We start from the raw sequence: 12,024 nt of genomic DNA, 5'->3' as shown, positions 1-12,024 counted from the left end.
ACCGGGAAACCCGGCGGGGCATTTTTCACGTGACAGCGAGCCGGAAGGTCATGGGCTCATGCCATGGGGCCATCAGACTCAGGCAGCGAAGCCTTCGCTCATGTCACCCATTGATTCACGCAGCTTCTTCATCGCGTTCTTCTCGAGCTGACGGATACGCTCGGCAGAGACGCCATAGATGTCAGCAAGCTCGTGCAGAGTCGACTTGTTGTCACTCAGCCAACGCTGCTGGAGGATGTCGCGCGAGCGCTCATCCAGTGCCGCCAGTGCCTTGAGCAGACGATCGTGGGAGTCGTCTTCCAGGTCCTGCTGTTCCACCTGGGCAGCCGGATCGAGGCTGTGATCTTCCAGATAGTTGGCCGGCGCCTGATAGGCCGAGCTTTCGTCATCGCTGGGGCCGGCATCGAAGCCAGCATCGTGGGCGGAGAGACGGCTTTCCATCTCACGCACCACGGAAGGTTTGACGTCCAGATCGCCTGCGATGGCATCCACTTCATCGTTGTTCAACCAGGCGAGGCGCTTCTTTGCGCCACGCAGGTTGAAGAACAGCTTGCGCTGAGCCTTGGTGGTCGCGACCTTCACGATGCGCCAGTTACGCAGCACGAACTCGTGGATCTCGGCCTTGATCCAATGCACGGCAAAGGAGACGAGGCGCACGCCCTGATGCGGATCGAAACGCTTGACCGCCTTCATCAGACCGACGTTACCTTCCTGGATCAGGTCCGCCTGCTGCAAGCCATAGCCGCTGTAGCTGCGCGCGATGTGCACGACGAAGCGCAGGTGCGACATGACGAGTCGACGGGCCGACTCCAGATGATTCTCTTCATGCAACCGCAGGGCCAGCTCATGCTCTTCTTCGGCAGTAAGCACAGCGATACGGTTCACCGACTGAATATAGCCGTTTAGATCTTGACCCGGTGACAGGTGGCCAAGTGGCTGAAGACTGGTGCTCATAGTGCAGATGTCTCCATGGTTGCCTAACACGCATGCAAGTAGTGAGACTGTGAAGGTTGGGACAGGTTCCCGTCAATAGCTGTACATGACGTGTACAATTGTCATGACGAGTAGCACTTCGTAACGCTGTCGGGTGTGTGGTGCGTTTAACCACCCACCAGCCCCCTTCACTGACGCCCGACGTGAATGTTGTCAGAACGTAACTGTTGACCTTCCTGGGCAGAAATAATGGCTGAAAACCGCGAAAAATAATCGGAATCAGCGCGGAGAAATACTCGCCAGATGACGTCCGACCGCGATCCAGGCCCCTATCCAGCCCAATATTGTACTCGAAAACAGCAGCGTGGCACCCCCTGCAATGCCCAGCGCGGGCAACACATAGTTGCCGCCATAACTTTGTACAAGAGCCGTCACGGGTGCCGCCAGCCAGTTGCCGCCAAGCGCCAGGATCCCGCAGGCCAGCAGCCCCCCCCCCAGACCGTACCAGGCACCGCTGTAGAGGAAGGGACGCCGCACGAAGGCGTGGGTCGCCCCGATCAGCGTCACGACCTCGATCTCCTGGCGGCGACTCTCCACGGACAGGCGGATGGTATTGCCCACCACCAGCAACACGCCCAGCCCGAAGAGTAGCGCGAGACCCAGCGTCACTTTCTGACCCAGCTCACCCAATTGACGCAGACGCTCGAGCCATGCCAGGTCCAGGCGTGCGCTGGCGACACCCGGCTCGCTCTCGAGACGCGTGGCCAGGGCACGGACAGACTCCGGCGTGGTGTCCAGTGGCGTGATGACGATGCTGGCCGGCAAGGGGTTGTCATCCAGCAGGCTCAGTGAGCGCTTGAGGTCCAGCGCCTGGGCGAATTCCTGCATGCCCTCGGCGGCGGTGATCAGACGCACTCCTCCGACACCGGCGGCGTCGCGCAGCGAGTCCGACAGCGTCAGCGCCTGGCTCTCATCGACCGAGGTTTCGAGATAGAGGGTGAGCTGAGCGCTGTCATTGAGTTCATTATCGAGCAGGCGCGCGCTGTCCAGTGCCAGCCACAGCGCCGCCGGCAACGTCAGCGCGATGGCGATGGCCAGCATGGTCAGCAGGCTGGCGATGGGCGCGGCCAGCAGGCGGCGTGCGCTGTCGCGCGCCATGGCAGCGTGATGACGCAGCCAGCTGCGATAGCGGCTCTCGACCGAGACACGACTGGAGCGCGCGCCCTTGCGCGCTGCACGCTCGGCGGCCTCCGACGATTCAGGCGCCTGCGCGGCGGCCTTGCGGGCACGCGTCTCGGCGCGGGACTGACCACGCTCGCGTGAAGAAGAGGGGGAATCGTTGCGGGAACGCGGGGGACTCATCGGGCATCCTTGTCGGCGATCAGACGACCATCGGACAGCTCCAGCGTGCGATGGTGCAGACGGGCGATCAGCGCCAGATCGTGACTGGCAATCATCACCGTGGTTCCGATGCGATTGAAGTCCTCGAACAGACGCATGATATCGGCGGACAGTGCCGGGTCCAGATTGCCGGTCGGCTCATCGGCCAGCAGCAGCGCGGGCTTGTTGACCACGGCGCGCGCGATGCCGACCCGCTGCTGCTCACCACCGGACAGCTCGATCGGCAACGCCTTCTCGCGATGCAGCAGACCGACCTTGTCGAGCGCCGCCCGCACCCGCCGTGCCTGTTCACGCGGCGGCACCCCCTGGATCATCAGCGGCAGGGCCACGTTGTGGAAGATGTTGCGGTCGGTCAGCAGCTGGTGGTCCTGGAAGACCACGCCGATCTGGCGGCGGTAATACGGCACCTGGGAGGTATGCAGCCGCCCGATATCATGCCCCGCCACCAGAATGCGCCCACGCGAGGGGCGCTCGAGGAGCATGATCAGCTTGAGCAACGAGCTCTTGCCGGCACCGGAATGGCCTGTCAGAAAGACCATCTCGCCACGCTCGACCCTGAAGTCGAGCCCGGCCAGTGCATCGAAGCGCCCTCCATAGCGCTTGCCGACATGCTCGAAGGCAATCATGCCTCGCGCGACTCGGCGTCGGCCTCTTCGCTTGCCTCATCGCCCGCGCGTGCGAACAGGGCACTGACGAAGTCATCGGCCGCGAAGGGACGCAGGTCATCGACACCTTCCCCGACACCGATATAGCGGATCGGCAGATTGAGCTGCTTGGCCAGCGCGAAGATGATGCCGCCCTTGGCGGTCCCATCCAGCTTGGTCAGCGTAAGGCCCGTGATGTTGACCGCTTCATGGAAGGTGGAGGCCTGTGACAGGGCGTTCTGCCCGGTACCGGCATCCAGTACCAGCATCACCTCGTGAGGCGCGGACACATCCAGCTTGGCCATCACGCGCTGCACCTTCTTGAGCTCTTCCATCAGGTGGCTCTTGTTGTGCAGGCGGCCCGCGGTATCGGCGATCAGGATATCGACGTTGCGCGCCTTGGCGGCTTCCAGAGCGTCATAGATGACCGAGGCACTGTCGGCGCCGGTATGCTGAGCGATGACCGGCACCTTGTTGCGCTCGCCCCACACCTTGAGCTGCTCGACCGCCGCGGCGCGGAAGGTATCGCCCGCCGCCAGCATCACGCTGCGGCCCTGGCTCTGATAGCGCTTGGCCAGCTTGCCGATGGTGGTGGTCTTGCCGACGCCGTTGACACCGATCATCAGGATCACGAAGGGGCCGCTGCCCTTGGCCGGCAGCTCCAGGTCCTTGGCGACCGGTGCCAGCATCACGCGCAGCTCTTCCTGCAGCGCTTCATAGAGCGCCTGCGGCTCCTTCAATTCCTTGCGCGAGATGCGCGCGGTCAGGTTGTCGATGATCTCGGTGGTCGCCTCGATGCCCACGTCTGCCATCAGCAGCTGGGTCTCGAGGTCTTCCATCAGCTCATCATCGATCTGCTTCTTGCCGAGGAACAGGCTGGCGACGCCTTCGGTCAGATTGGCGCGCGTCTTGCCAAGGCCGGCCTTGATGCGCGCGAAGAAGCCACGACGTGGCTTTTCGCGCCCGTCGCGGGCCGTTTCACGCGCCTCGTCGTCCTCGACCACGGCGTCTGCGCCAGCGGCGGCAGCCTCGGCGGCACGTGCCTCTTCTTCCTGGCGAGCCTGTTCCAGCGCGGCCTGCTCTTCGGCCTCGATGGCGGCCAGCTGCGCGGCGGCCTGACGCTCTTCTTCCTCGCGAGCCGCGATACGCGCCTCTTCGGCACGCGCTTCACTGGCGGCTTCTTCCGCACGGGCCTGAGCGGCCTGTTCGGCAGCGATACGCTCGGCCTCTGCCTGAGCGGCCTGCTCGGCAGCCAGACGCTGTGCCTCTTCCCGGGCGGCCTTTTCGGCGGCGACGCGTTCTGCAGCGGCCTGCTCCTGGGCGATGCGCTCGGCTTCGTCTCGGGCGGCCTGTTCCTGAGCGGCCTGCTCCTGCGCTGCGCGTTCCTGCGCGATGCGCTCGGCTTCAGCTTCGGCTCTCTGCTCTTCGAGCCTCTGAGCCTCGGCCTGCTGATCTTCGACCTTCTGAGCCTCGTCCCGAGCGGCCTCTTCACCGGCAAGGCGCTCTGCCTCTACCTTCTCGGCCTCGAGACGCTTCGCCTCGAGCCGCGCTGCCTGCTCGGCATCGGCTTGCTCGTGAGGCGTGGCGTCTTGTGTCTGTTCAAGAGCCTGTTGCTCGAGGGCCTGCTGCTCGGAGGCTTTCTGCTCCTGAGCCTTGTGTTTCTTGCGCTTGAAAAAACCGAACATGGCGAGACAGTCCTGAACTCGTGAAAGTGGCGTCATCCTACCATCCCTTCGGGGCTGAAGGTACGCACCGCGCGGCATCCGGCGTCGCACATGCTAGACTCGCGGCATGAAAAAACGCGCATCCTCCCAAGGCCCCGCACGGGGCAGATCCAACGCGCCCTCGCGCGCTGACAAACAGAGCGGCAAGCGTGGCCAGGCCGCCGGTGGGCCAGGTCGCCTGCGCATCATCGGCGGGCGCTTCAAGCGCCGCCTGCTCAACGTGATCGACGCACCGGGCCTGCGCCCGACACCCGACCGCGTGCGTGAGACGCTCTACAACTGGCTGGGCTTTCATGTCGGCGGCGCCCGCGTGCTTGACCTCTACGCCGGCAGCGGCGCGCTGGGCCTCGAGGCGCTGTCGCGTGAGGCGGCGCATGTCACCTTCGTGGAACGCGACAGCCGCGTCGCGCGTGCGCTCGAAGCCAATCTCGCGACCCTCGCCAACGGTGACAGTCTGCCAACACAGGTGGTGACCGGCGATGTCCTGCACTGGCTCGAGACGGCCACTCCCGCCGCGGGCGGCATGGATCTGGTGCTGCTCGATCCGCCCTTCCGGCTCGAGCTGGCCGCCGCGAGCTGCGCACTGCTCGAAGCGCATGGCTGGCTGAGCGATGACGCCATGATCTATCTGGAAGTGGAATCCGGCCTCGGCCCCGTGGTGCCCGCCAACTGGCAGCTGCACCGGGAAAGCCGTGCCGGCGACAGTCATGGCCGCCTGTATCGGCGCCATCCGCCCGCCTGAGCCACCTTCCCACTTGTGTCGACTCAGGCGGCGTCGTAGTCTGCCTGCAGGCGGGTATCGCTGCGCCATCCGGCAAGGATTCCCGACATGGCCGATATTCATCGCACCAGCATTTACCGTATATCTTTACCGCCCTCAACGAACCCCCTCGGGCCACGACCGTGACTCGACAAGGAGATAGCATGAGCACCGAACTCTTTACCCAACTTGAGCAGAAAGTCGGCCAGGCCATCGACAGCATCGAGATGCTGAAGATGGAAGTCGAAGAGCTGAAGGAAGAGAACCAGCGCCTGACCGAAGCCAAGACAGGTCAGGGCGAAGAGCTGGAGCAGCTGCGCCAGACCAACGCTCAACTGCAGGAAGAGCGTGAGCAGTGGGCGAGCCGTCTGGAAGCGCTGGTCGCACGCTTCAGCGAGACCGAGAGCGAAACCCAGAGCGCCTGATGCTCCCGCGTGTCCTGAGCGCTGGGCCGCGTGAACATGCACTCTTGAACAATGACTCTTGAACAGGAGCGCTTGAACAAGAGTGCATGAACAGGGCCTCATGAAAACGCCGCCGACAGGAGACTGTCAGCGGCGTTTTCGTATCGGTGCCAGCACCAGAGTTGTCGTCGGAACCCAGGGTTGCGCTGGATACGGCTCTCACATCAGCGGCAGCGACATGAGCCAGGCATCTTCACGCCCGCCATCCACCATCGGGTAGTAGCCCTTGCGCACTCCATCCCGGGTGAAACCGACTTTCGCGTAGAGAGCTGCGGCGGCGGCATTGCTGGCGCGTACCTCCAGCAGCAGACGCTCAAGCCCCGAGTCACGTTGCCAGTCACGCGCCTGCGCGATGGCGGCGGCCAAAAGGCGTGCACCAACGCCCTGCCCGCGCTGCGCGGCGTGCACGGTGATCGCCTCGATCTCGGCCTCGAAGGGCCCGCGCGCCAACACCACGAAGCCGATCAACTCTGCAGTCGGCGTCTCACCGTCCGACGGCTCACAGGCCTGCCACCAGGCGCCCAGCACACAGCGCGCGTCATCGTTGAGCACATCGATCAGCTGTGACTGGCTCAGGCCGTGTGCCTGGCTGGCCTCGATGGCCTCCAGCGCCGTCAGGGTCGCTTGATCATCGGCCAGCTCACGCAGCTCGAGGCACCGAGAAACTGGCCCGCTCATGAGGCGTCCGTCTGCGGCGATGCCGACTGCCACTCGCGTCCCCAGCGGATCAACAGCGGCCACAGTTTGCGCTTGGCCTCACTGGAGCGCGCCAGCGCCGACAACGCAGGCCCCTGCCAGACCGGCAGGTTCAGCAGGCTGGTAGTCGCCTCGCCGCGCTCGGAGGTAGAGATACCGAGCACCTCGTGCAGCGTCTGGCTTGCCTCATCATTGCCGAAGATCAACAGCCGCTCCGGCTGCCAACCACGACGCGCCGGGCCACTCAGGAAGGCTTGCAATCCTTCGCGGGCTTCCTCGAGTGGCGCACTGGCCTTGAGATGGGGCAGCAGCGGCCAGCGGAAGTGGCTGAAGGTGAGCCCTGATGCCGTCTCGATACCGGCAGCGCGCCACAACGCCTTGAGCAAGGCCTCCCCTTCCAGGTGCGGTGCCTCGTCGCCGGGCAGCATGATCAACCAGCGTCCTTCCAGCGCCGCCAGCTGAACGCTGAAGCGCAGTGGCGGCTTGTCTGCCGCTGGCGGTGTCACTGCCTCATCTACTGCCGGCGCCTCGGCCGAGACCTGCGTCGGCGGCGTGCCCCACGAGGCGGTGCTGCTGGTCTCGGCAGCGCCGGACGTCGGCGAGGCCGCAGCGGGGGCTTCGACCGCCGCCGGCGCCATGCCCAGCAAGGCGCGTGCACTCGAGGCCGGAGAAGGCCCTGGCGGGCGTGGCACAGCGCTGCCGGCCATGCCGCCAGCCTGAGCGGAGGAGCCATGGCTGGCATCCGCCGTCTGGTGGGCAGCAGGCGGACGCGGCGCCTCATCGATCAGCGCGTGCAGGCGCGCCTGGGGCGCGACCGCCTCCGCCGCTTGCGGTTCGGGCCAGTCACACGCCTGGGTGGGCAAGGCATTGGGCAGCTGATAGCGACCGACCCAGGCGGTCAGTCCCATCGCGTCCAGATATTGCAGGCGTTGCGGTTCAGGGGTCATGGTCAGTGCTTGCCGCCGCCCAGACAGTTGGGGGAGTTTGGAATCTCGCCGCCGCGTGCCGCCCACTCCTGCGCGGTGTACAGGTGCAGTGCCAGTGCATGTACCGGGCCATCCAGCTCTTCGCTGAGCAAGGCATACAGCTGCTGGTGACGCTTGACCCGCGACAGGCCGCTGAAGCGATCGCTGACCAGGGTCACCTTGAAGTGGGTCTCGGAGTTGGCCGGCACGCTATGCATATGGCTCTCGTTGACGACTTCGACCATCAACGGGTCAAGCGTCGCGAGCTTGGTGTCTATCTGGGTCTGGATGCTCATGCGCAATCTCCTTGAAGGGGGGAAGCCGCACGACGGGCATGCGGAAAATTGAGGGTGACGATGCGATCGCCACAACGCAAATGGCCTCGGGCATTTTGCCCGAGGCCATTGTAGCGTCTGTCGCCATCACTGACAGTCATTGCTGACGGCGCTTGCTGACAGCTCTTGCGAAAAGTGCGGCGACGGCGCCCATCACGCGCCTGACGATCTGCACGAGCATGACAGAGGGTCAGTCCAGATCGGCCAGCAGCTCGTCATCGACTTCGCTGACTTCCAGCGGTGCCTCGTCGTCCAGGTCAACCGCCAGATAGCTGTGCTCGACGGTCAGGAAGCGCTCGAAGAGTGCCTTGTCCATCGGCTCCGGCCAATGGCGGGTGTCTTCTTCCCAGGCGCGCAGCTCGCTCTCCAGCACGTCCAGCCAGCGCTCGGAGACGAAGCCGTCCAGCGCCTCACGCGTGTCCATCTCGGGAATCAGGTAGACGGTGCTCTCCTGATTGACATCCTCCAGCGCCAGATCCTCACCTCCCTCGCCTTCGGATTCCAGCGAGTTGATCCAGTCGACAAACGCCTGGGTCGGCTTGACGCTCAGGGCGGAACGGTTAAGCAGCTTCATTCTGCACTCTCCAGGACATTCAGGGACAATTCCGAGACAGGACACACCGTGGATGGCAGCGCCGCTCAGAAAGCAGGCACGCGATGCGGGTGAGCCTCGAGGCGTCCAGCGCGTCACCCTGGCAGTGCCAGGGCGCCAGCAGACTGGACGCCGACCATTATGGCCGCTCGCGGGCAACAAAGCCAAGCGCCACCTTGCCTCATCGGCACCGATCATGCCCCGCGGGGCACTCGTCGTCCGTCATTCGTGTGAGCCAGAGACCACAACGCCCCCGATCAGGGATCGGAGGCGTTGTGGGTGCCACCAGCGTGGCCCATCACGATGGCGCATCACGCCGACACATCATGAGGGGCTGGCGGCCTGCTGCTCAGCCCTGCTGCGGACGCATGGCCGGGAACAGCAGCACGTCGCGGATGGAGGCGCTGTCGGTCAGCAGCATCACCAGACGGTCGATGCCGATGCCTTCACCGGCGGTCGGCGGCATGCCGTATTCCAGCGCGCGCACGTAGTCGGCGTCATAGAACATGGCTTCGTCATCACCGGCGTCCTTCTCGGCCACCTGGGCCTGGAAGCGTTCGGCCTGGTCTTCGGCGTCGTTGAGCTCCGAGAAGCCATTGGCGATCTCGCGGCCACCGACGAAGAACTCGAAGCGATCGGTCACGTGCGGGTTGGCATCGTTGCGGCGCGCCAGCGGGCTGACTTCGGCCGGATATTCGGTGATGAAGGTCGGCTGGTCGAGACGGTGCTCGGCGACGGCTTCGAAGATCTCGGTCTCGAGCTTGCCCAGCCCCCAGATCGGCTTGACCTGGATACCGAGACGCTCCGCCGTGGCGCGGGCGGCGTCGTAATCTGCCAGGTCAGCTTCGGTGATGCCATCGCCGTACTTGATGATCGACTCGCGCATGGTCATCTGGATGAACGGCTGGCTCAGGTCGTACTCGCTGCCCTGACAGGTGATCTGCGTGGTGCCGAGCACTTCCTGGGCGGCAGTGCGGATCATGTCTTCGGTGAGCGCGATCAGGTCACGGTAGTCCGCGTAGGCCCAGTAGAACTCGAGCATGGTGAACTCGGGGTTGTGACGCGTCGACAGCCCTTCGTTGCGGAAGTTGCGGTTGATCTCGAACACGCGCTCGAAGCCACCCACCACCAGACGCTTGAGGTACAGCTCCGGCGCGATGCGCAGGTACATTTCCATGTCCAGCGCATTGTGGTGCGTGATGAACGGACGTGCGGTCGCGCCACCCGGGATCTGCTGCAGCATCGGCGTCTCGACTTCCATGAAGCCGCGATCGCTGAGGAAGCGACGGATGGAGGCGACGATGCCGGCACGCAGCGCGAAGGTACGGCGTGACTGCTCGTTCATGATCAGGTCGACATAACGCTGGCGGTAGCGCATTTCCTGATCGGACAGACCGTGGAACTTGTCCGGCAGCGGACGCAGGTTCTTGGTCATCAGCTGGGCGCTTTCGATCATGACGTACAGATCGCCCTTGCCAGATTTGTGCACCGGGCCACTGGCACCGACGATGTCACCGATATCCCAGCTCTTGATGTCCTCGAGCAGCGCTTCCGGCAGGCCCTTCTTGTCGACGTAGAGCTGAATCTGGCCGGAGACTTCCTGCAGCACGATGAAGGGGCCACGTTTGCGCATGATACGCCCGGCGACGGCGGCCTTGCGGTCCAGCGTCTCCAGCTCGGCCTTGTCCTTCTCGCCCAGCTCTTCCATCAGGTCAGCGGCGAGGCTGTCACGACGGAAATCATTCGGGAAGGCACTCTTGCCTTCGGCGGCGGCCTGCTCGCGGCGGGCGTTCAGCTTGGCGCGACGTTCGGCGATCAGACGGTTCTCTTCCTGAGCCTGTTCGGCGGCCTGCTGCTCATCAATGGCGGGGGTCTGCTCTGTCGACATGGAGGGGCCTGTCTCGTGTCAAAGGGTCATGGCCTGGGCCACGACAGATCATGATCAGCCTGACGGTAGTGACCATCAGTGCTGACCGCGATACGGGGATTCGTGGCCTCCGCCGGCGATACCGACGGAGGCGAATAGGCACTGGGCCGCGAGGGTACTCGCGCTCAGAGCCCCATCTTGAGGCTGGCGACGATGAAGTCATCGAGGTCGCCGTCGAGCACCTTGTCACAGTTGCTCGACTGGACGCTGGTCCGCAGGTCCTTGATGCGCTGGTCATCGAGGACGTAGGAGCGGATCTGGCTGCCCCAGCCGATATCGGACTTGGAGTCCTCGAGTTCCTGCTTGGCGGCGTTGCGCTTCTGCATCTCGGCTTCGTAGATACGCGCCTTCAGCATCTTCATGGCGCGGTCACGGTTGGAATGCTGGCTACGCTCGGTCTGGCAGGCCGCCACGATGCCTGTCGGCACGTGGGTGATACGTACCGCGGAGTCGGTGGTGTTGACGTGCTGACCACCGGCGCCGGAGGAGCGGTAGGTATCGGTGCGCAGGTCGGCCGGGTTGATGTCGATCTCGATGTTGTCATCGATTTCCGGCGACACGAACACGGACGCGAACGAGGTGTGACGACGGCCGCCGGAGTCGAAGGGACTCTTGCGGACCAGACGGTGCACGCCAAGCTCGGTGCGCAGCCAACCGAAGGCGTAATCACCCTCGACGTGGATGGTCGCGGACTTGATGCCGGCGACTTCACCGGCGCTCGCCTCGACGATCTCGGTCTTGAAACCGTGATGCTCGGCCCAGCGCAGGTACATGCGCAGCAACATGTTGCCCCAATCCTGCGCTTCGGTACCGCCGGAGCCTGCCTGGATGTCGAGGTAGGCGTTGTTGGCGTCCATCTCACCCGAGAACATGCGGCGGAACTCGAGCTTCTCGAGACTGGCCTTGAGCTGGTCCAGCTCGCGGACGACTTCGTCCACGGTGCCTTCGTCCTCTTCCTCGACCGCCATTTCCAGCAGATCGGAGCAGTCGGACAGACCGTTGCTCATGTCGTCGAGGGTCTTGACGATCAGCTCCAGCGACGCACGCTCCTTGCCGAGCTTCTGCGCGTAGTCCGGGTCATTCCAGACATCCGGATTCTCGAGCTCGCGAGTGACTTCCTCTAGCCGATCCTGCTTTTCGGCATAGTCAAAGGTACCCCCTCAGGACTTCTGCCCTTTCGGACAGGTCCTTGATGAGGTTGGTGATCGGATTGATCTCTTGCATGGTCGTCCTGTCTTGAGGCGATGATGCGTGAATGGGTGCGCGGCGATCCTGTCGCAAGCGACGGGCTCCGCTACATGCCACCCGGAGGTGCATGTGCAGATCGACAGCGCGCAAAGCCCGATATTGTAGCCATTTCCCGGCGTGCCGACCATGCCCGGTTCATCATCCGTGGCCAGCTGGCCAGCGACGGTTCTCGGCTGCCAGACATGCCGCCCATCAGCGGGCAGGCGACGAATACGACCAAAGTCATTCAAACGTCCGTCAGCCTCGAATGGCCCGATTTTCCGCGCCTTGCATGACGTTTATCGAATGCATGCATAAGCCATCCATTTTTTAACATGGACAGCGGGCAGGAAAAG

Annotated in this window: 12 protein-coding genes; 2 read left to right on the top strand and 10 right to left on the bottom strand. The window is 64.1% G+C overall.

Annotated features, from left to right (window positions below; genetic code table 11):
• Positions 1–78 precede the first annotated feature (78 nt).
• The 4 genes from rpoH to ftsY all read right to left on the bottom strand — a co-directional run bounded on the left by rpoH (position 79) and on the right by ftsY (position 4,663).
• Entirely contained in the window at positions 79–954 is an 876-nt protein-coding gene (gene rpoH, locus MKZ40_RS12080) for an RNA polymerase sigma factor RpoH (protein WP_175089696.1), read from the bottom strand.
• Positions 955–1,212: 258 nt separating this feature from the next.
• On the bottom strand, positions 1,213–2,295 hold the full coding sequence (gene ftsX / locus MKZ40_RS12075; protein WP_175089697.1) for a permease-like cell division protein FtsX: 1,083 nt from the start codon (positions 2,293–2,295) through the stop codon (positions 1,213–1,215).
• Positions 2,292–2,960, bottom strand: a complete 669-nt coding sequence (gene ftsE, locus MKZ40_RS12070) for a cell division ATP-binding protein FtsE (protein WP_043336289.1) — start codon at positions 2,958–2,960, stop codon at positions 2,292–2,294. Before ftsE ends, ftsX begins: the two co-directional genes overlap by 4 nt.
• A complete protein-coding gene (gene ftsY / locus MKZ40_RS12065; RefSeq protein ID WP_175089698.1) occupies positions 2,957–4,663 on the bottom strand; it encodes a signal recognition particle-docking protein FtsY in 1,707 nt (568 codons plus the stop codon). The genes ftsE and ftsY overlap by 4 nt, the downstream gene beginning before the upstream one ends.
• A 106-nt stretch (positions 4,664–4,769) precedes the next feature.
• Here ftsY and rsmD point away from each other — a divergent pair, with 106 nt between their 5' ends.
• Both rsmD and MKZ40_RS12055 read left to right on the top strand, forming a co-directional pair.
• Positions 4,770–5,444, top strand: coding sequence for a 16S rRNA (guanine(966)-N(2))-methyltransferase RsmD (gene rsmD, locus MKZ40_RS12060; protein ID WP_175089699.1), 675 nt, complete (start codon positions 4,770–4,772; stop codon positions 5,442–5,444).
• A gap of 182 nt (positions 5,445–5,626) precedes the next feature.
• A complete protein-coding gene (locus MKZ40_RS12055; RefSeq protein ID WP_175089700.1) occupies positions 5,627–5,887 on the top strand; it encodes a cell division protein ZapB in 261 nt (86 codons plus the stop codon).
• Between the two features lie 198 nt (positions 5,888–6,085).
• On the opposite strand, the gene MKZ40_RS12050 is transcribed toward MKZ40_RS12055, so the two are convergent.
• From MKZ40_RS12050 to prfB, 6 genes are all read right to left on the bottom strand, one after another.
• Positions 6,086–6,604 carry a GNAT family N-acetyltransferase gene (locus tag MKZ40_RS12050; protein WP_175089701.1) on the bottom strand — a complete coding sequence of 173 codons (519 nt, stop codon included), beginning with the start codon at positions 6,602–6,604 and terminating at the stop codon, positions 6,086–6,088.
• Entirely contained in the window at positions 6,601–7,569 is a 969-nt protein-coding gene (locus MKZ40_RS12045; RefSeq protein ID WP_175089702.1) for a hypothetical protein, read from the bottom strand. Before MKZ40_RS12045 ends, MKZ40_RS12050 begins: the two co-directional genes overlap by 4 nt.
• A gap of 2 nt (positions 7,570–7,571) precedes the next feature.
• On the bottom strand, positions 7,572–7,883 hold the full coding sequence (locus MKZ40_RS12040; protein WP_175089703.1) for a BolA/IbaG family iron-sulfur metabolism protein: 312 nt from the start codon (positions 7,881–7,883) through the stop codon (positions 7,572–7,574).
• Positions 7,884–8,112: 229 nt separating this feature from the next.
• Entirely contained in the window at positions 8,113–8,496 is a 384-nt protein-coding gene (locus MKZ40_RS12035) for a hypothetical protein (RefSeq protein ID WP_043336300.1), read from the bottom strand.
• 367 nt (positions 8,497–8,863) lie between these two features.
• The gene (lysS, locus tag MKZ40_RS12030; protein ID WP_175089704.1) at positions 8,864–10,402 is read right to left on the bottom strand and encodes a lysine--tRNA ligase; all 1,539 of its coding nucleotides are present in this window, start codon (positions 10,400–10,402) and stop codon (positions 8,864–8,866) included.
• A gap of 164 nt (positions 10,403–10,566) precedes the next feature.
• A protein-coding gene (gene prfB, locus MKZ40_RS12025; protein ID WP_175089705.1) for a peptide chain release factor 2 occupies positions 10,567–11,665 on the bottom strand; the annotation gives its coding sequence in 2 pieces (ribosomal slippage) (positions 10,567–11,589 and positions 11,591–11,665; 1,098 coding nt in all).
• Positions 11,666–12,024 lie beyond the last annotated feature (359 nt).

The organism is Cobetia sp. BMC6 (assembly GCF_029991385.1).
Classification (GTDB): Bacteria; Pseudomonadota; Gammaproteobacteria; order Pseudomonadales; family Halomonadaceae; genus Cobetia.
Note: the sequence above shows the minus strand (reverse complement) of the source record. Positions and strands in the feature narration are given on the sequence as shown.

Bases quoted from the DNA above. Each gene is read 5' to 3' on its own strand.
- rpoH (WP_175089696.1), bottom strand. From the start codon at position 954: ATGAGCACCAGTCTTCAGCCACTTGGCCACCTGTCACCGGGTCAAGAT.
- ftsY (WP_175089698.1), bottom strand. From the start codon at position 4,663: ATGTTCGGTTTTTTCAAGCGCAAGAAACACAAGGCTCAGGAGCAGAAA.
- MKZ40_RS12045 (WP_175089702.1), bottom strand. From the start codon at position 7,569: ATGACCCCTGAACCGCAACGCCTGCAATATCTGGACGCGATGGGACTG.
- MKZ40_RS12050 (WP_175089701.1), bottom strand. From the start codon at position 6,604: ATGAGCGGGCCAGTTTCTCGGTGCCTCGAGCTGCGTGAGCTGGCCGAT.
- MKZ40_RS12055 (WP_175089700.1), top strand. From the start codon at position 5,627: ATGAGCACCGAACTCTTTACCCAACTTGAGCAGAAAGTCGGCCAGGCC.
- lysS (WP_175089704.1), bottom strand. From the start codon at position 10,402: ATGTCGACAGAGCAGACCCCCGCCATTGATGAGCAGCAGGCCGCCGAA.
- MKZ40_RS12040 (WP_175089703.1), bottom strand. From the start codon at position 7,883: ATGAGCATCCAGACCCAGATAGACACCAAGCTCGCGACGCTTGACCCG.
- ftsX (WP_175089697.1), bottom strand. From the start codon at position 2,295: ATGAGTCCCCCGCGTTCCCGCAACGATTCCCCCTCTTCTTCACGCGAG.
- rsmD (WP_175089699.1), top strand. From the start codon at position 4,770: ATGAAAAAACGCGCATCCTCCCAAGGCCCCGCACGGGGCAGATCCAAC.
- MKZ40_RS12035 (WP_043336300.1), bottom strand. From the start codon at position 8,496: ATGAAGCTGCTTAACCGTTCCGCCCTGAGCGTCAAGCCGACCCAGGCG.
- ftsE (WP_043336289.1), bottom strand. From the start codon at position 2,960: ATGATTGCCTTCGAGCATGTCGGCAAGCGCTATGGAGGGCGCTTCGAT.